The organism is Pseudomonas sp. Y24-6, assembly GCF_020295325.1.
Lineage (GTDB): Bacteria > Pseudomonadota > Gammaproteobacteria > Pseudomonadales > Pseudomonadaceae > Aquipseudomonas > Aquipseudomonas gregormendelii.
In genome coordinates this window covers 137,234-153,566 of sequence record NZ_JACBXG010000007.1, presented here as the reverse complement: position 1 = coordinate 153,566, position 16,333 = coordinate 137,234, and the positions used below count along the sequence as shown (strand labels likewise).

Below are 16,333 nucleotides of genomic sequence, written 5' to 3'. Positions count from 1 at the left end.
GCGCAGCTCAAAACAGTTGCTACCGGTCGCTTCCCGGGCGCCCAATAAGCGGGCCAACCATCGATAGGAGTTTTTATGTCCGATCCCGTCTCGTCGAGCAGCGGCGCTTCGCGCTCCTGGCTTGAATTGGCCCGTGGCAGCAGTTGGTCGGGGGTGCTGTTCTGGTTGACGTTGATCGTCGTGACCTGCCTGCTGCTGTTCAGTGGCTACAGTGCATTGACCGAAGCCGACTCGGACGTTTTGCATTACGCGATGCTGGGCGGCACCGCTGGATTTGCTGCTACGGCACTGGGCGCATTAATGGCACTGGTACTGCGGGACGTCGCGGTCCGTACCCAGGACATCATGCTCGGCTTTGCGGCGGGAATGATGTTGGCGGCCAGCTCCTTTTCGCTGATCCTTCCAGGCATCGCTGCCGCTGAAGCCATCACCGGCAGCAAACTGGTGTCTGCCGCGGTGGTGGTGCTGGGCATGGGGCTGGGCGTGGCCTTGATGGTCGGCCTGGACCGTTTTGTGCCCCACGAGCACCAGAAAAGCGGTCGGCGCGGCCCCGAGGTAGAACGCCTCAACCGGGTCTGGCTGTTTGTCCTGGCCATCACCCTGCACAACTTGCCCGAGGGCATGGCCATCGGCGTCAGTTTCGCGGACGGCGACATGAAGGTGGGTTTGCCCCTGACCACGGCCATCGCCATCCAGGATATTCCCGAAGGGCTTGCCATTGCGCTGGCGCTGCGGGTCACAGGTATCTCGGCTTTGAAGTCGGCCCTGGTGGCGATAGGTTCCGGGCTCATGGAACCGTTGGGCGCGATCATCGGCCTGGGCGTTTCATCGGCATTCGCCCTCGGCTATCCCGTAGCCTTGGGTCTGGCGGCCGGGGCGATGATCTTCGTGGTGTCCCACGAAGTGATTCCCGAAACCCACCGCAACGGCCATGAAACGCCAGCTACGCTTGGGTTGATGATGGGCTTTGGGGTGATGATGTTTCTTGATACCGCGTTGGGGTAAGTCCCGGCAGGCAGGGAGGCTTGATGAACAGTGAGATCAGGTTCGGGATCGAAGAGGAATATTTCATCACTGACCTGGAAACTCGATGCATGGCCGGTCAGCCGCCTGCGGCCGCTATCGAGCAATGCAGCAAGGCGTTGGATGGCTGTTTCGCCTACGAGATGTTCCAGGGGCAAATTGAAGTCGCTTCGCCGATCTTCACGGGCCTGACCCAGGCCGCCGACTATCTTGCAGCGGCCAGAAGTAAGCTGCGCGGCGTTCTGAAGCCTTTTGGCCTGGGACTGGTCAGCGCCGGCAGTCATCCCCTGGCGGATTGGCGGGCGCAACAGGCCACAGTACAGCCGCACTTTTGCCAATTGTTTGAAGACTTTCAATGGGTCGCCAGACGCAGCCTCTGGTCGGGCCTGCATGTGCACGTGGAAGTGCCGGCAGCGGTGGATCGCGTTCAAGTGATGAACGAGGTATTACCCTGGACGCCTCTGTTGCTGGCACTGAGCTGTTCCTCGCCGTTTGTTGAAGGCGCCGACAGCGGCTTCGCCAGTTACCGCCAGACAGCATGCGATGAGTGGCCGCGAATGGGTGTGCCGGAATACTTCGAGGACCAGCAAGCCTATGACGCTTACGTCAATTGGCTGCTGGGCAATGGCTCGATCCGCCAGGCCAGTGAATGCTGGTGGGGCGTGCGCCCGGCCATGTGTTACCCAACGCTGGAGTTGCGCATGACCGACGCCTGTCCACGGCTTGCGGACACCCTGTGTATTGCCGCCTTGTTCCGCCTGTTAGTCGCCTGTGCCATCGAGCAGGCGAGCCCCGGGGCGAGTTACTCGCCAACCTCGCGCCGGGTGGTCCAGGAAAACCGCTGGCGGGCGAAACGCTTTGGTATCCATGGGGCGTTCATCGTGGAGGGCTTTGATCGGGCGTTCTCTGCCAGGCAATGGCTGTTGCGGGCCGAGCAGCTTTACGGCGACGCGGCGCAGCAGCTAATCATGCCCGATGTGTTCGCCCAGGCGCGGAGCATGCTCGACGAAGGCACCAGCGCCGACCGCCAACGTCGTGTTTACGGGCAAACCTTGCAAGTCGGCGCAGATGCCAGTGCAGCGCTGGTAGCCGTGGTCGATCATCTGCTGGCAGACGCCGCCAGATAAGCGCGGGCTCGCTCGGGAAACACTGCATGACGCCGCGGTCATTCAGGATGCGAGACTCACCCACCGCTAACTTTCCAATGCTTGATGTCTTCAGCAAAGACCACCTGGCGCATCTCATGGGCGATGCCATAGGCCAGGGACTCATGGGCTGCGATAACTTTTTCCTCCGCTGACAGGCAATGAAAAATATCCAGCTTGGTATCCGCATTGGCGGTCTCCAGGGCATAGATTTGCACGTAACGCGCCAGGTCGTTATCCAGACTGGACAGGTACTCGCGCAGGCGCTGATGGTCCACCGAGCTTTGACTGAAGTACCAGTTCATCGGGTGAATCAGAAATCGCGAGTGAGGAGAGGTGATTCGTCGGTCTGCCGCCAGGAACATGATGATGCCCATGGATTCAATGTTGCCGGCGTTGATCGCGCACAGCGGTACCGGCAGTGATTTCAGGAAGGTATAAAGCGTGAAGCCGAAGTTGGTGCTGCCGCCGCTGGTCGACAGGTTCAACAGCAGGGAAGTCGCACCCTGTTCAATGGCTTCCAGGCAGCAATCGCGAAAGCGCTCGGTGGTCGACTGATCGATCTGGCAGTGAAAATGAATAATATGTTCGGTCATTGGTTTTCCTCCGGTCGCAAGCCCGTCGAGCCCCCATCGGTTCACCCGGATTAAGAAACTATAGGCCCGGTTCCGTTCGTCGTGAAGCAGGCATATTTATTCAAACTTTCGAATCCCCCTGTCCTCGGAACTATACGAGCCCTGGCGCTCGTAACCCACAATAAGAGGTATGCAGAGATGGCTAACAGCGGAAGTGATAAACCCGGCAACTTCGCAAATGACCGGGAAAAAGCCTCGGAAGCCGGCAAGAAAGGCGGCCAGGCTTCGGGCGGACGCCAGTCCGGTGAGGCCGGTAAGTCGACCGGCGGCGGGCAAGGCAGTGGTCGTGGCGGAAACTTCGCCGACGATCGGCAAAAAGCCTCTGAAGCAGGCAAGAAAGGAGGAGAAGCCAGTCATGGCGGCGGCGGGCGTAAATCCTGATGCCGTTTGAGCCTGATCAAGCCCTGCAGCCATGCGGGGCTTGATTCATTCAATTGTGTTTTTTGCAGGTCATTTCCTTCGCTCCGTAACCCCAGGTCACCCGTGCCTCGCCCTGATGCTCCCAGAAGCTCTCGTTGCGCCCCTGGTAACGTGCCCCGCTGGCCGATTGCTCGACGAGCATCAATGACTGCTCACCCTTGTAAGTTGCCATCATCGAAGCAGGTTCGGTCTGGAAAAACGTCGCGCTGAGTGTACCGTCCCGAGCACATTCAAAAGTCACGGGGCCGATGGCTGGCACCAGTCCATATCCGGCTTGCAGCTCGACCATCCGCTGGCGATAGGCGTCCTGGATGCAGGCCTGTTTGTTATCAGATTTCCAGCATTCGTCACGCCCCTTGATCCAGCCGCGCTGCTCGGCCTTGAGGGTATTGGCGCGGTTGCCGGCTTTCTTCAGCGCCCGGTTATAGGCGGCCGCCAAGTCTCGGTCCCGGGTTGCCAGCTCGGGACTCTTGCAGATCAGGTCTTCCATCGAGCCTGGCGTTATGGCGCTGCACTTGAACGATGGCCCTTCCTGGGCTGACGCCTGATTGGCGACGACTAACATTGTCAAACCGGCGCTGGCCAGCAGCATGGGGTAGCTGAAGATCATGGACGACTGCTCCTGGGCAAAGGTTGTGATGATTGTTTCAAACTCACCGCGAGCATGAAGCTGACTCGGGCGTTGATCATGGACGACTGATTTGAAGTGCCCGGATCGTCAGGTACTGCTAATGTGGCTTCAAACACAACATCTGCATCGACGATAGGCGTCTGGAGTTTATCAGTGGTATCTAGAAACTGCCTGCCAAGTACCACTGGGCATAGGGTGTGTTGGCAACTTTAAAGCGGTTGTAGTCGGGGCTGCCATCATCCCACCAGACCGGGCCACGCTCCCCAAGTGCAACTTTGGCCGAGTTGACATCCGCCCGGGCGGACTGCAACTGTTCGAGATCGCCGCTGGCCTTGGCAGCCTTGACCTGGCGTCGCGCGTTCATCAACTGATTGACCAGAAGTTGGCGCTTGTCAGCGGCCAGCGACGGGTCTGAACATCGCCACAGCTGACCTTTGACGACAAAGTAGCGGCCGTCCGGGGTGGTGGGGTTCATGGGTCCAGCTCCCTGTCGCTTGATGTCGGCGCGCGATCCGCAACATTCCCCACAACATGGCGATAGCTATCGCCATCCAGGAGGCGATCATGCTGAAGATTGTCATTGCAAGGCTCATAAATTCCTCCGCTGCTTTGTCGTCTTCGTGCTCTCCCGATAGATGACCACGGAGTGTCCGGGGGATTCAAATTTTCGTTGAATGACAACTAAGTCATCTGTAACTAATTCAAACTCTATTTTTTGGTGTAATGTTAGGGAACTCATCACGTAGAGATCTCCCATGTCCAAACTCGCAGAATTTCGCCAACTGGAAAAACACCTGGCAGAACAACTCCAGGCGCTGGAAGCATTGAAAGGTGATGCTGGCCTCAAGCAGGAAATTGAATTCGAAACCAAACTGCGCGCGCTCCTTGCTAAGTATGGTTACAGCTTGAAAGACATCGTTAACCTGCTCGACCCGCAAGCCGGTCGCCGTGCACCTGCTGCCGAAGCCAAAACCGGCACGCGCAAGCCGCGTCAGGTCAAAGTCTACAAAAACCCGGAATCGGGTGAAGTTGTGGAAACCAAAGGTGGCAACCACAAGACCCTGAAAGAATGGAAAGCCAAGTACGGCTCCGAAAAAGTCGAGTCGTGGCTGGCCAAGTAATTCCGGTGCGCGCCTGACTGCGTGCAACCGCTTAACTTGCAGCACACACCCACATGAGCCCGCGAAAGCGGGCTTTTGTTATTAGCCGCCTCACCCACGTTTGGCGATTTGTCTCGTTCTGATAACTTCAAGGGCTGCGTGCAGCGCGTCTTTAAAATGTACGCTCATGTACATCGCATGTACGCTATGGATGCGCGGGTGTACAGTGGTCAGGAATTTTCAGTAGAAGGTGCACCCCAATGTCCCAGGCAGGACGAGCGAAAACCAAGGCGCAGGACGCGGGCTGGCGGGGCTCGGTTGATGTCTGGCTGGATGCCGCCTATGACGCGCTGAAGGAATCGGGGGTGGACGCCGTGCGGGTAATGCCGCTGGCCAAGCGCCTGAATTTGTCCCGCACCAGCTTCTATTGGTTCTACGAGGACCGCGAACAACTGCTAGCGGCGCTGCTCGCCCGTTGGCGGGATAAGAACACCGGCGGCATGCTCAGCCAGTGCGAAAGCTACGCAGAGAGTATTTCCGAGGCGATTCTCAACGTTTTCAAGTGCTGGCTGAACCCGGAGCTGTTTGACTCACAATTCGAGTTCGCGGTGCGCAGCTGGGCGCTGCAGTCGGATGAAGTGTCTGGCGAAATTGCCTTGGCCGATGAAGCGCGTATAGGCGCACTGGCGGCGATGTTCCGCCGTTTTGGCTACGACAACGAAGGGGCCGATGTACGCGCCAGGACGATCTACCTCACGCAGATCGGCTACATCTCGATGAAGACCACCGAAGGTATCGTGGTGCGCTTCAGACGCATTCCCCAGTACGTCAGCGTGTTTACCGGCAAGGCGCCCAAGCGGCGTGAGCTTGACCGTTTCTACGGGACCTTTGGCTACGCGCAAACAGAACCCGGCGTGTTCGTGCCCCTGGCTGAAACCTTCGAGGGAACCCCGATCGATGACGAGTAAGACCCTGGGAATCATCGGCGGTACCGGCTGGCTGGGGCGAGCTCTGGCCGAGGCGCTGCTCGACAGTCAGTTCATCGCGCCGCAGCATCTGTTGATCTCCAATCGCTCGGGCGTGACTGCGTTTGAGTCAGGCGTACGGCTGCTCGCTGACAATCAGCAACTGGTGGATCAGAGCGATATCGTCGTGCTGTCGATTCGCCCGGAGCAGTTTCAGGAGCTGCGCATCAACGCTCGGGGCAAGCAGGTGATCTCGCTGATGGCGGGCGTGTCGGCGCAAGCCATCAGTCTGGCGACCGGGGCGCAAGTCGTGGTGCGGGCGATGCCCAATGCGGCGGTGGAAATTCGGCAGTCGTTCACGCCCTGGTGCAGCAACGTCAGCCTGGATGAACAGCAAGCCTTGTGGATTCAAGGTCTGTTCGAATGTGTAGGCAGCGCAGACGCAGTGCCTGATGAAGCCTGTGTCGATTATCTCAGTGCGTTGTCGGGAACCGGCCCGGCATTCCCTGCCATGCTGCAACTGGCGCTGACAAGGCAAGCAGTGGCCGCAGGCATTCCACCGGATATCGCGCAACGAGCTGCTCAAGGCGTTGTCGTGGGTGGCGGGCACATGTTAGCCCGACACGATCCGCAACAGCTGATCGATTCGTTGCTGGCGTACCGGGGCGTGACAGCGGCAGCCCTGCAGTCGATGGTCGATGATGATTTCGAGTCGCTGGTGGGGCGGGCGGTGGACGCCGGCGCGCAGATCGCACGCCGGGGCATGTAGAAGCGGCTAAGGCCTGCGCGCAGGGCTCCGGTCTCAGATGTCCTTCACCAGCCGCAGTGCGTCATAGATGGCCGCGTGGGTGTTGCGCGCCGAGACTGCGTCGCCAATGCGGAACAACTGGAAGCGCCCCTCGGGGTGCGTGACGAGGTGCTGCGCATTACCGGCGATCAAGTCATGCTGCTCGACTGCTCCGCCATTGCTGGAGAGCGGGCGCAGCTCAAAGTACAGGTCATCCAGGGGCAGGGTGCCGTGGTTGACCACCACCTGATCGACGACTCGCTGCTTGTGCACCTGTCCGTAATCACTGCCAAAAGTCGCAACCAGCGTTCCATCGCGCTTGTGCACCTTCTCGACCCGGTAGGTCACGGTAAAGGTGACGTCCAGATCCTGCAGGCTGCGCATGTAGGGCACCAGGTTCATGGCCATGACTTCGGGGGCAAATGAGCGGTCGGGTGTGACGATTTCAAGGGTGGCGCCGCTCCTGGCGATGATTTCGGCGGCTTGCAGTGCGGCGTGATCCCCTGCATCGTCGAAAATCAGTACATTGCGCCCGGGCTTGATGTCACCGGAGATGATGTCCCAGGTCGAGACCACCAGTTCGTTGCCTTCGCGCAGGACTTCGGTGTGCGGCAGGCCTCCGGTGGCGACGATGACCACGTCTGGCTCGAAGGCTTGCACGGTGTCGGCCTCGGCCCATGTGTTGAAATGAAATTTGACCCCCAGGCGTTCGCACTGCGCCATGCGCCAGTCGATGATGCTGATCATCTCGCGCCGGCGTTCGCTCAGGGCCGTCAGGCGTATCTGCCCGCCAGGCTGGTCCGCCGCTTCCAGCACGGTCACGTCATGGCCTCGTTCCCCAGCTACTCGCGCCGCCTCCAGTCCCGCCGGGCCGCTACCCACCACGACCACCCGGCGCTTGACTGCGGCCTTGGGAATATCGTGGGGCATGGTGGTCTCGCGACCGGTCGCCGCGTTGTGGATGCAATAGGCGGCGCCGCCCTGGTAGATGCGGTCCAGGCAGTAGTTGGCGCCTACGCACGGGCGGATGTCTTCTTCGCGCTTCTCGATGATCTTGCGCACGATGTGCGGGTCGGTCATGTGCGCCCGGGTCATGCCCACCATGTCCACCTTGCCTGAGGCAATCGCATGGCGCGCCGTGGCCACATCGGGAATTTTCGCCGCGTGGAAGGTGGGGAAGCCGGTCGACGAGCGGATTTCTCCGGCGAAGTCGAGGTGCGGCGAGTTGCGCATGCCCTGAATAGGAATGACGTCGGTAAGGCCGGCATCGGTGTCGATGTGGCCACGCACGACGTTGAGAAAGTCCACCAGTCCGCTGTCCTTGAGCATGTGCGAGACCTGCATGCCTTCGCTGGCATTGAAGCCGCCGGGCAGCTCTTCGTCACCGGTGTAGCGCACGCCCAGGAGGAAATCTTCACCCACCCGCTGGCGAATGCCGCGCAGGATGTCGAAGGTGAAGCGCATGCGGTTTTCCAGCGAACCGCCGTACGGCCCATCAAGGTCATTGGTCAAGGGCGACCAGAACTGGTCCATGAGATGCCCATAGGCCTGAAGCTCAAGGCCATCCAGACCAGCGGCCTTCATGCGCTCGGCCGCGTCCACGTAATCCTTGATGATGCGCTCTATATCCCATTCTTCCATTTTCTTCGGGAAGGAGCGGTGTGACGCCTCGCGGCGGTGTGACGGTGACACCACCGGCAACCAGTCGGCCTTGTCCCAACGGGTGCGACGGCCCAGGTGGGTCAGCTGAATCATCACCGCTGCGCCGTGCTCATGGCATTCATCGGTCAGGTCTTTCAACCAGCCAACCACTTCGTCCTTGTAGGCCAGCACATTGTTGAACACGGGCGGGCTGTCCCGGGAGACGGCGGCGGAGCCGGCGGTCATGGTCAGTGCCACGCCGGCCCTGGCGCGTTCCACGTGATAGGCGCGATAGAGATCCTTGGGCATGCCGTCGACCGGGTAAGCCGGTTCATGGGAAGTGGTCATGATCCGGTTACGCAGGACCAGGTTCTTGATTCTGTAGGGTTGCAGCAAGGGATCGCTGGACATCGGGGGCGCTCCGGGGTGGGCTTCATCAGGGCTCTCTGGCTGGAAATTAGGATAAATGTACACCAGTGTCAACGTCAGAATACATAGGTGTACATTTTGCTTGCGCAAGGCAAAACCCGTCGATAAGATCTAGCTCGCATGGCGCAGAGGAAGATTCCCGTGGGCCCGGTAACACGGGGCCGCGCCATTCACGACCGCAAGGCCGTTCACACCAAGACAAGCTGCCTATCACCTCTCAATAGGAAGACGCCTGATGAACGCTCACTCACCCGACAGAAGAACCCGCTACGCGGCGCTGCTCAGTCTTGTGCTCGCCGCCAGTACTTCGCTGGCCCAGGCAGCCGACCAGGCGCCGGTGCGCATTGGCTGGGTCAATTGGTCCGATACCGAGATCACCGTCAAGCTGGCGACCACGGCCTTGCAAGACCGCCTCAAGCAACCGGTGAAACTGGTGATGGCTGACATCGGCATCCAGTTCCAGGCACTGGCCAACGGCAACATCGACCTGATCCCTATGGTCTGGCTGCCGAGCACGCACAAGGCGTTCTATGACAAGTACAAAGACCGGCTCGAAGACCTTGGGGTGCTGTATGAGGGGCGTATCGGCATGGCGGTGCCGAGTTCTGTGCCGTTGAGCGAAGTGGCCAGCGTCGAAGACCTGAACAAGCCTGAGGTCCGGGCCAGGCTGGAAGGCAAGATCCTCACCTCGGAAGTGGGTAACGGCCAGTACAAGCTGACGGTCAAGGCCATGGAGGAGTACAAACTTGAGGGCTACAAGCTGGTGGCGTCCTCTGAGACCGGGATGCTCAATGAACTGGATCGCAATCTGAAACGCGATAAATGGTCGCTGGTCAATGCCTGGAGCCCGCACTGGATGTTCTCCAAGTGGCCGTTGCGCTACCTGGATGATCCGAAGCAGATCTTTGGCGGCGCCGAGCAAATCCACGCCGTGGCGCGCAAGGGCTTTAGCGAGCAGTACCCCGAAGTGGCGTATTTCTTCGCCCACTATTCGGTGCCCAAGGCGGACCTGGAGACACTGATGATGGAGGCTCGGCAGAGTTCGTCCGACAAGGTGGTAGCGGCTTATTACGCGGCCAACAAACCGCGCTTCGACGCCATGTTCCAGCAGGGCGCAGAGGCCGTCAGCAGCCGTCAGCCCTGAAGGCTGCGGTGACCAGAGGCAGCCATGGAGTGGCGCCATTCGGTCGCCTACGGGTGCCGGTCCCGCGATAGGCCGCTACAATGCATGCCTCGACCGTGACCAACCTAAAAAAAATCATGTCCTTACCCAAACATCAGCTCGAACTGCTCAGCCCTGCTCGTGATGTGAGCATCGCCCGCGAGGCCATTCTGCATGGCGCCGATGCCGTGTATATCGGCGGCCCGAGCTTCGGCGCCCGTCACAATGCCTGCAACGAAGTCAGCGAAATTGGCCAACTGGTGGAGTTCGCCCGTCGTTATCACGCCCGTGTGTTCACCACCATCAACACCATCCTGCACGACAATGAGCTGGAGCCGGCCCGCAAGCTGATCCACCAGTTGTACGATGCCGGGGTCGATGCCTTGATCGTCCAGGACCTTGGCGTGATGGAACTGGATATCCCGCCGATCGAGCTGCACGCCAGCACCCAGACCGATATCCGCACCCTGGCCCGGGCGAAATTCCTCGACCAGGCGGGTTTCTCGCAATTGGTGCTGGCCCGGGAGTTGAACCTGCAGGAAATTCGCGAAATCGCCGACGAGACTGACGCGGCGATCGAGTTTTTCATTCACGGCGCGCTGTGCGTAGCGTTCTCCGGCCAGTGCAATATCTCCCACGCCCAGAACGGTCGCAGCGCCAACCGTGGCGACTGCTCCCAGGCCTGTCGCTTGCCGTACACCCTCAAGGACGATCAGGGCCGCGTAGTCGCCTACGAAAAACACCTGCTGTCGATGAAGGACAATAACCAGAGTGCCAACATCCGCGCCCTGGTGGAAGCTGGTGTTCGCTCGTTCAAGATCGAGGGGCGCTACAAGGATGTGGGTTATGTGAAAAACATCACCGCCTATTATCGTCAGCGCCTGGACGATGTGCTCGAAGATCGTCCGGACCTGGCCCGGGCATCCAGTGGTCGTACCGCGCATTTCTTCGTGCCTGACCCGGACAAGACCTTTCACCGTGGCAGCACCGATTATTTTGTCACCGACCGCAAGATCGACATCGGCGCCTTCGACTCACCGACCTTCACTGGCTTGCCGGTGGGCGTGGTGGAGAAAGTCGGTAAACGGGATCTGCAGGTGGTCACCACTGATCCGTTGTCCAATGGCGATGGCCTCAACGTGCAAATCAAGCGTGAGGTCGTGGGTTTCCGCGCCAACATCGCCGAGCCCAAGGGCGAATTTGTCGAAGACGGCCAGAAACGTTATCGCTATCGCGTCGAGCCCAACGAAATGCCGGAAGGGATGTACAAGCTGCGCCCCAACCACCCGCTGAGCCGTAACCTGGACCACGACTGGCAGCAAGCCTTGCAGAAAACCTCTGCCGAGCGTCGCATCGGCCTGTCCTGGGCCGCGCGCCTGGATGAACAACGCCTGCAGCTGACCGCCACGAGCGAGGAGGGTATCAGCGCCAGCCTGTCACTGGATGGCCCGTTCGGCCTGGCCAACAAGCCGGAGCAGGCGCTGGAGCAATTGCGCGATCTGCTCGGCCAGTTGGGCACCACCGACTACTACGCCACGGCGATCAAGCTTGATGCGCCCAAGGCATTTTTCATCCCCAACTCGCAACTCAAGACCCTGCGTCGGGGCGTGATTGAGGCGTTGACGGCGGCCCGCCTGCAAGCCCATCCACGGGGTAGCCGCAAAGCCGAAACCAGCCCGCCGCCGGTGTACCCGGAGTCGCACCTGTCGTTCCTGGCCAACGTCTACAACCAGAAGGCCCGCGACTTCTATCACCGCCATGGCGTCAAGCTGATCGACGCGGCCTTTGAGGCCCACGAAGAAACCGGCGAAGTGCCGGTGATGATCACCAAGCACTGCCTGCGGTTTTCCTTCAACCTCTGCCCGAAACAGGCCAAGGGCGTCACGGGTGTTCGCACCAAGGTCGCGCCGATGCAACTGGTGCACGGCGACGAAGTGCTGACGCTGAAGTTCGACTGCAAACCTTGCGAGATGCACGTCATCGGCAAGATCAAGGGCCATATCCTCGACCTGCCGCTGCCGGGCAGTGTCGCGGAACCGGTGGTGGGTTACATCAGCCCTGAAGATTTGCTGAAGACCATCCCCCGGGCACCGCATTGAGCCATGGGCGACGCAGCCGGGCTCACGGCTGCGTTCGCCTTGGCCAGGGTGTGTCCACAAAAATCTTTATGGCGTTACCTGATAACCACGCTGCTGCATGCAACTGCTATAGGCGGATGATACCGCCGTCGTATTCTGCTCTGCGCTGCGGCGGTCCTGGCGACGATCCTGGCGCTGGCGGGACCCGCCCACCACTGCGCCAGCCACCGCTGCGTCCTTGGCCTTATTCTGGCGATATTGCTGTTTGACGTCGTCGTCCACCCGATCATAGAACTCATCGTGCTGACGACCCCGCGCGCCGGCAACCGCAGCTCCGGCAACGGCGCCAGTCGCAGCTCCGCGCACACGCCCACCGGATTGCGGCGTCGTGCTCGAGCTCGTTGTGCTGCCAGCCTGGGACTGGCAAGCGCTGACGTCCTGCTGGATGATTGCCTGCGTCTGTCCTTTGAGCGGCGTGACGGTCTCGGCTGTTGCGCTTGACGAGACCGCGCAAAGGATCAGGGTTATGCAAGGGGCGAAGACGATTTTCATGGTGAACCCCACTGCGGCGAGTGTGCGTTGGAGTTACGACGCTTGAACCTTTACAGATTAGTTCACCTGTCGCGCTTGGCTCGCACCTCTCATCACATCGCACGTGCCTCGACGCTTTGCGGGTCGGCCAACAGTCCCTCGACTTGCGCACGCTCCCAGGTACTCAGCAGCTCCACGGGATCGGTGCCATAACGATGCCAGTCGGCAAACGTGGCCGAGCGGCTATCCGCGGCGACGCAGGATTCACAGTAGGTGAGGGTGCCCTGGTCCTGGCACAGGTTGAGCACCCAGCCATCGACTTCAACACGGATCTGGCCCGAGTCAATTCCCGGCGGGGCCTGACGGCTGATTCGTTGGATAGACCGCGTACCCAGGGCCAGGTCTCTCAGGATCTGGCAGACCTCACGGGTTGAAAGTGATTCGGTGGTCATTGTTCTGGCAATCTGGGGCAGTCATCAGGTAGGACTACAGCGTATCTGCAGCTCCCGCAAAGATCCATGACCCGTTTGCTGAAGCCAAACTCGCCCGAACTGATGGATGAGAGGTCATGAGCATAAATGTTGTCAAGCATGCGGTCGTCAAAGCCAGTAACTGTTGATCGTTATCAACCTTTCATCGGTCATTGCGGTTCATTCTGCAGGCTGTGCTGAACTTTGGCGCACACGGACAGAGGAGCAATCAGCATGGCGACCATGAAAGCGGCAGTTTTCGTTGAGAAAAACCGGATTGTGCTGGAGGACAAACCCATTCCCGAGGTCGGCCCTCTGGATGCGCTGATCCGTATCACCACCACGACTATTTGTGGCACCGACGTACACATCCTGCGCGGTGAGTACCCGGTGGCCAAAGGGCTGACCGTGGGGCACGAACCGGTTGGTGTGATTGAACGGCTTGGCTCGCAAGTGCGTGGCTTCGTCGAAGGGCAACGGGTCATTGCCGGTGCCATCACCCCCAGCGGGCAAAGTTACGCCTGCCTGTGCGGCTGCGGCTCCCAGGACGGTCCGGATACCCGCCACGGCTTCCGCGCCACAGGGGGCTGGAAATTCGGCAACATCATTGACGGTTGCCAGGCTGAATATGTGCTTGTGCCGGACGCAATCGCCAATTTGTGTCCCATTCCCGACGGCCTCAGCGATGAGCAGGTGCTGATGTGCCCGGACATCATGTCCACCGGCTTTTCCGGCGCCGAGCGCGGCGAAGTGAGCATTGGCGATACGGTTGCCGTGTTTGCCCTCGGCCCGATCGGCCTGTGCGCGGTGGCCGGCGCCCGCCTCAAGGGCGCGACCACAATCATTGGCGTCGACGCCGTACCCGAGCGCATGAGCGTCGCGCGACAGTTGGGCGCGACCCATGTGGTCAATTTCAAGGACGGTAACGTGGTCGATCAGATCATGGCCCTGACCGATGGCCGCGGCGTCGATGTGTCCATCGAGGCATTGGGCACCCAGGGTACTTTCGAGTCTGCCCTGCGGGTGCTGCGTCCCGGCGGTCGCTTGTCCAGCCTGGGGGTTTATTCCAGCGATCTGCACATTCCGCTGGATGCCTTCGCCGCCGGACTGGGGGACTACAGCATCGTCACCACCCTTTGCCCGGGCGGCAAGGAACGCATGCGTCGCCTGATGGCGGTAGTCAACAGCGGGGGGGTGGACCTGTCACCCCTGGTGACGCACCGCTACACACTCGACAATATTGAAGCGGCCTATGACCTGTTTGCCCACCAGCGGGACGGGGTGATGAAGGTGGCGATCACACCGTGAGCATCGCAGGTGCTTTCCCCAGGCGTATGAGCGCCTCATGATCGAGAGCCTGGGCCTCACGGGAGCCGCCGCCGCGCTTGGGATTGGCCTGCTCATCGGTCTTGAGCGCGAACGGCACAAAGGCGAGGGGCAAAGCCGTGCCTGCGCCGGGTTGCGCACTTTCGCGATTACCGCGCTGCTGGGCTATGGGTCGATGCAGGTCGGTGGCGGGCTGCTGGTCGCGGCCCTGGCGATCACCCTTGGTGTGCTGGTGACGGTCGCGTACTGGCGTAGCTTGAGCGACGACCCGGGAGTGACCAGTGAAGTGGCCTTGCTCACCGTATTGGTACTGGGAGCCCTCTGCAGCAGTCAGCCACAATTGGCGGTGGCCATGGCTGTGGTGATGGCCGGATTGCTGGCGTACCGCGAGAAGCTGCACCACTTCGCCCGCAGCCAGTTAACCGAAGGCGAAATGCGCGACGCACTGGTCTTGCTGACGGCCGCCCTGGTGGTACTGCCGCTGACGCCCGATCGCTATATCGGCCCGTATGGGGCGATCAACCTGCGCACCATTTGTACCCTGACCGTCCTGTTGATGGTGGTGGGGGCAGTGGGGCATGTCGCGGTTCGTGCCTTGGGCACCCGCTACGGCTATGCGATCAGCGCCATTGCCTCCGGATTTGCCTCCAGTACCGTGACAATCGCCGCGATGGGCCATATCGCCGCCAGGGAGCCGGCCAACGTCAAGCTCCTGGGCGCCGCCGCGATCTGGTCCAACCTCGCGACCTTCGTTCAAGCGGGCCTGATCCTGGGTGCGGTCGACACCGGTCTGCTGCGGCCGGTTTTCGGTCCACTGGTATGCGGCGCGCTTGCTACCGCCCTGTATGGCCTGTGCCTGATGTTTCCGAAAACCGCGACTAACGCCAGCCAGCCGATCAAGGTCGGCGGTGCGTTCAATCTCAAGCTGGCGCTGGTGGTGACCCTGACCGTGACCGGCATCACTTTCCTGTCCTCGGTGATGCTCAGGTACTACGGGGAAGCGGGGGTGATGGTGACGGCGACCTTCACCGGTTTCGCCGATGCCCATGCTTCGACGGCGTCGATTGCCTCCCTGGCCAAATCGGGTCAGTTGCCATTCGACGCCATTGCCGTGCCTGTACTGATCGCCATCAGCAGTAATTCGCTGAGCAAATGCGCGGTGGCGTGGGTCAGTGGTGGAAGCCGGTTCGCCCTTTACGTAATTCCGGGTCAGGTCCTGCTCACACTGGCAATGTGGGCTGGGATCTGGTTGCTCTAAATGAGGCCTCTACGGAAGCTGATAGAGATCAAGTCGCCCTTCACATAACCCATCAATCCTGATCAAGCGTTGGCCGAAAGATCGCGGGGCGACGGTTCACAGTTGCAGACGATGAATGACCTGGTGGCGGTCATCAGGGTCAGTGTAAGTTTCAAAACCAAGCGATCTGGCGAGGTCACGCATCGGCGCGTTGCTCGCGGAATCGACCGAATACATCTGCCGGTAAACGTTGTGGCGCGCCGCCTTGATCAAATGTTCCATCAGCAGTGTACCCAGTCCCAGGTGATTCCATTCATCGGCGACCGTAATGGCGCATTCACATTGCTGTTCATCCGTGGCCGCATAACGACTGACGCCCACCTCAATCAATTGTCCGTTGTCGTGCACCAGGGCGATGAAGGCCAGGCGCTCGCGATTGTCGGTGTCCATCAACTGATTGAGCAGGGCGCCGCCGGGCTCCTTGATCTGCGCCAGAAAACGCATGTGCCGGGACTCGGGGGACAGCCGTTGAATAAAGGCCAATTCACGCTCGCGGTCTTTCTCTGCCAGCGGTCGGATCAAAACGTGGCGACCGTCCTTGAGCGCCTCGATCCAGTGCTTTCCGGTGACCGCGGCATAGGCGGCCGCGGCCCGGTCATTGTGGTCTTTGACGGTCAGCATGGGGTAAAACTCCATCGGGTTTGAAAGCAGGCGCGTCTTGACCAACCGCGCTGTTCATTCCTTTTTACGCTG

The 16,333-nt window shown here is 60.4% G+C and carries 17 protein-coding genes; 10 read left to right on the top strand and 7 right to left on the bottom strand.

All coding sequences use genetic code 11. The annotated features are described in order from the left end of the window. Positions 1 to 75: 75 nt before the first annotated feature. Both HYI44_RS15455 and HYI44_RS15450 read left to right on the top strand, forming a co-directional pair. Positions 76 to 1,005 carry a ZIP family metal transporter gene (locus tag HYI44_RS15455; protein ID WP_122839781.1) on the top strand — a complete coding sequence of 310 codons (930 nt, stop codon included), beginning with the start codon at positions 76 to 78 and terminating at the stop codon, positions 1,003 to 1,005. 23 nt (positions 1,006 to 1,028) lie between these two features. Continuing rightward, entirely contained in the window at positions 1,029 to 2,150 is a 1,122-nt protein-coding gene (locus HYI44_RS15450; RefSeq protein ID WP_225569792.1) for a carboxylate-amine ligase, read from the top strand. 56 nt (positions 2,151 to 2,206) lie between these two features. Here HYI44_RS15450 and HYI44_RS15445 read toward each other — a convergent pair whose 3' ends face one another. Further along, positions 2,207 to 2,764 (bottom strand): ATP-dependent Clp protease proteolytic subunit, encoded by a 558-nt coding sequence (locus HYI44_RS15445; protein ID WP_045058582.1) that lies wholly within the window; start codon positions 2,762 to 2,764, stop codon positions 2,207 to 2,209. Positions 2,765 to 2,941: 177 nt separating this feature from the next. Here HYI44_RS15445 and HYI44_RS15440 point away from each other — a divergent pair, with 177 nt between their 5' ends. Then, complete coding sequence (locus HYI44_RS15440) at positions 2,942 to 3,184, top strand: general stress protein (RefSeq protein ID WP_045058581.1); 243 nt, start codon at positions 2,942 to 2,944, stop codon at positions 3,182 to 3,184. Positions 3,185 to 3,233: 49 nt separating this feature from the next. Here the strand turns inward: HYI44_RS15440 and HYI44_RS15435 are convergent, their stop codons facing one another. Further along, positions 3,234 to 3,833: an MliC family protein gene (locus HYI44_RS15435; RefSeq protein WP_225569791.1), complete on the bottom strand. Its 600-nt coding sequence runs from the start codon at positions 3,831 to 3,833 to the stop codon at positions 3,234 to 3,236. Positions 3,834 to 4,014: 181 nt separating this feature from the next. After that, a complete protein-coding gene (locus HYI44_RS15430) occupies positions 4,015 to 4,329 on the bottom strand; it encodes a hypothetical protein (RefSeq protein WP_225569790.1) in 315 nt (104 codons plus the stop codon). A 280-nt stretch (positions 4,330 to 4,609) separates the two neighbouring features. On the opposite strand from HYI44_RS15430, the gene HYI44_RS15425 reads away from it, so the two are divergent. The 3 genes from HYI44_RS15425 (at position 4,610) to HYI44_RS15415 (ending at position 6,688) form a co-directional block, all read left to right on the top strand. Then, positions 4,610 to 4,975, top strand: coding sequence for a histone-like nucleoid-structuring protein, MvaT/MvaU family (locus HYI44_RS15425; RefSeq protein WP_045058578.1), 366 nt, complete (start codon positions 4,610 to 4,612; stop codon positions 4,973 to 4,975). 239 nt (positions 4,976 to 5,214) lie between these two features. Continuing rightward, entirely contained in the window at positions 5,215 to 5,922 is a 708-nt protein-coding gene (locus HYI44_RS15420; RefSeq protein WP_225569789.1) for a TetR/AcrR family transcriptional regulator, read from the top strand. After that, entirely contained in the window at positions 5,912 to 6,688 is a 777-nt protein-coding gene (locus tag HYI44_RS15415; protein WP_225569788.1) for a pyrroline-5-carboxylate reductase family protein, read from the top strand. Before HYI44_RS15420 ends, HYI44_RS15415 begins: the two co-directional genes overlap by 11 nt. Positions 6,689 to 6,721: 33 nt before the next feature. On the opposite strand, the gene HYI44_RS15410 is transcribed toward HYI44_RS15415, so the two are convergent. Then, on the bottom strand, positions 6,722 to 8,758 hold the full coding sequence (locus HYI44_RS15410) for an NADH:flavin oxidoreductase (RefSeq protein ID WP_225569787.1): 2,037 nt from the start codon (positions 8,756 to 8,758) through the stop codon (positions 6,722 to 6,724). 253 nt (positions 8,759 to 9,011) lie between these two features. Here HYI44_RS15410 and HYI44_RS15405 point away from each other — a divergent pair, with 253 nt between their 5' ends. Next, entirely contained in the window at positions 9,012 to 9,920 is a 909-nt protein-coding gene (locus tag HYI44_RS15405; RefSeq protein WP_122839787.1) for a glycine betaine ABC transporter substrate-binding protein, read from the top strand. Positions 9,921 to 10,036: 116 nt separating this feature from the next. After that, positions 10,037 to 12,037, top strand: a complete 2,001-nt coding sequence (locus tag HYI44_RS15400; protein WP_225569786.1) for a peptidase U32 family protein — start codon at positions 10,037 to 10,039, stop codon at positions 12,035 to 12,037. A gap of 66 nt (positions 12,038 to 12,103) precedes the next feature. Here the strand turns inward: HYI44_RS15400 and HYI44_RS15395 are convergent, their stop codons facing one another. Beyond that, the gene (locus HYI44_RS15395; RefSeq protein WP_225569785.1) at positions 12,104 to 12,568 is read right to left on the bottom strand and encodes a YMGG-like glycine zipper-containing protein; all 465 of its coding nucleotides are present in this window, start codon (positions 12,566 to 12,568) and stop codon (positions 12,104 to 12,106) included. Positions 12,569 to 12,660: 92 nt separating this feature from the next. Beyond that, positions 12,661 to 12,999, bottom strand: coding sequence for a hypothetical protein (locus HYI44_RS15390; RefSeq protein WP_225569784.1), 339 nt, complete (start codon positions 12,997 to 12,999; stop codon positions 12,661 to 12,663). Positions 13,000 to 13,251: 252 nt separating this feature from the next. Between HYI44_RS15390 and HYI44_RS15385 the strand changes: the two genes are divergently transcribed. Together HYI44_RS15385 and HYI44_RS15380 are read left to right on the top strand one after the other, a co-directional pair. Further along, positions 13,252 to 14,325 (top strand): NAD(P)-dependent alcohol dehydrogenase, encoded by a 1,074-nt coding sequence (locus HYI44_RS15385; protein ID WP_122839789.1) that lies wholly within the window; start codon positions 13,252 to 13,254, stop codon positions 14,323 to 14,325. A gap of 37 nt (positions 14,326 to 14,362) precedes the next feature. Beyond that, the gene (locus tag HYI44_RS15380) at positions 14,363 to 15,601 is read left to right on the top strand and encodes an MgtC/SapB family protein (RefSeq protein WP_225569783.1); all 1,239 of its coding nucleotides are present in this window, start codon (positions 14,363 to 14,365) and stop codon (positions 15,599 to 15,601) included. A gap of 96 nt (positions 15,602 to 15,697) precedes the next feature. Here the strand turns inward: HYI44_RS15380 and HYI44_RS15375 are convergent, their stop codons facing one another. Further along, the gene (locus tag HYI44_RS15375; protein WP_122839791.1) at positions 15,698 to 16,261 is read right to left on the bottom strand and encodes a GNAT family N-acetyltransferase; all 564 of its coding nucleotides are present in this window, start codon (positions 16,259 to 16,261) and stop codon (positions 15,698 to 15,700) included. Between the last annotated feature and the right edge of the window lie 72 nt (positions 16,262 to 16,333).

Coding starts and splice junctions, on each gene's coding strand:
- HYI44_RS15455 (WP_122839781.1), top strand. CDS start 76: ATGTCCGATCCCGTCTCGTCGAGCAGCGGCGCTTCGCGCTCCTGGCTT.
- HYI44_RS15450 (WP_225569792.1), top strand. CDS start 1,029: ATGAACAGTGAGATCAGGTTCGGGATCGAAGAGGAATATTTCATCACT.
- HYI44_RS15445 (WP_045058582.1), bottom strand. CDS start 2,764: ATGACCGAACATATTATTCATTTTCACTGCCAGATCGATCAGTCGACC.
- HYI44_RS15440 (WP_045058581.1), top strand. CDS start 2,942: ATGGCTAACAGCGGAAGTGATAAACCCGGCAACTTCGCAAATGACCGG.
- HYI44_RS15435 (WP_225569791.1), bottom strand. CDS start 3,833: ATGATCTTCAGCTACCCCATGCTGCTGGCCAGCGCCGGTTTGACAATG.
- HYI44_RS15430 (WP_225569790.1), bottom strand. CDS start 4,329: ATGAACCCCACCACCCCGGACGGCCGCTACTTTGTCGTCAAAGGTCAG.
- HYI44_RS15425 (WP_045058578.1), top strand. CDS start 4,610: ATGTCCAAACTCGCAGAATTTCGCCAACTGGAAAAACACCTGGCAGAA.
- HYI44_RS15420 (WP_225569789.1), top strand. CDS start 5,215: ATGTCCCAGGCAGGACGAGCGAAAACCAAGGCGCAGGACGCGGGCTGG.
- HYI44_RS15415 (WP_225569788.1), top strand. CDS start 5,912: ATGACGAGTAAGACCCTGGGAATCATCGGCGGTACCGGCTGGCTGGGG.
- HYI44_RS15410 (WP_225569787.1), bottom strand. CDS start 8,758: ATGTCCAGCGATCCCTTGCTGCAACCCTACAGAATCAAGAACCTGGTC.
- HYI44_RS15405 (WP_122839787.1), top strand. CDS start 9,012: ATGAACGCTCACTCACCCGACAGAAGAACCCGCTACGCGGCGCTGCTC.
- HYI44_RS15400 (WP_225569786.1), top strand. CDS start 10,037: ATGTCCTTACCCAAACATCAGCTCGAACTGCTCAGCCCTGCTCGTGAT.
- HYI44_RS15395 (WP_225569785.1), bottom strand. CDS start 12,568: ATGAAAATCGTCTTCGCCCCTTGCATAACCCTGATCCTTTGCGCGGTC.
- HYI44_RS15390 (WP_225569784.1), bottom strand. CDS start 12,999: ATGACCACCGAATCACTTTCAACCCGTGAGGTCTGCCAGATCCTGAGA.
- HYI44_RS15385 (WP_122839789.1), top strand. CDS start 13,252: ATGGCGACCATGAAAGCGGCAGTTTTCGTTGAGAAAAACCGGATTGTG.
- HYI44_RS15380 (WP_225569783.1), top strand. CDS start 14,363: ATGATCGAGAGCCTGGGCCTCACGGGAGCCGCCGCCGCGCTTGGGATT.
- HYI44_RS15375 (WP_122839791.1), bottom strand. CDS start 16,261: ATGCTGACCGTCAAAGACCACAATGACCGGGCCGCGGCCGCCTATGCC.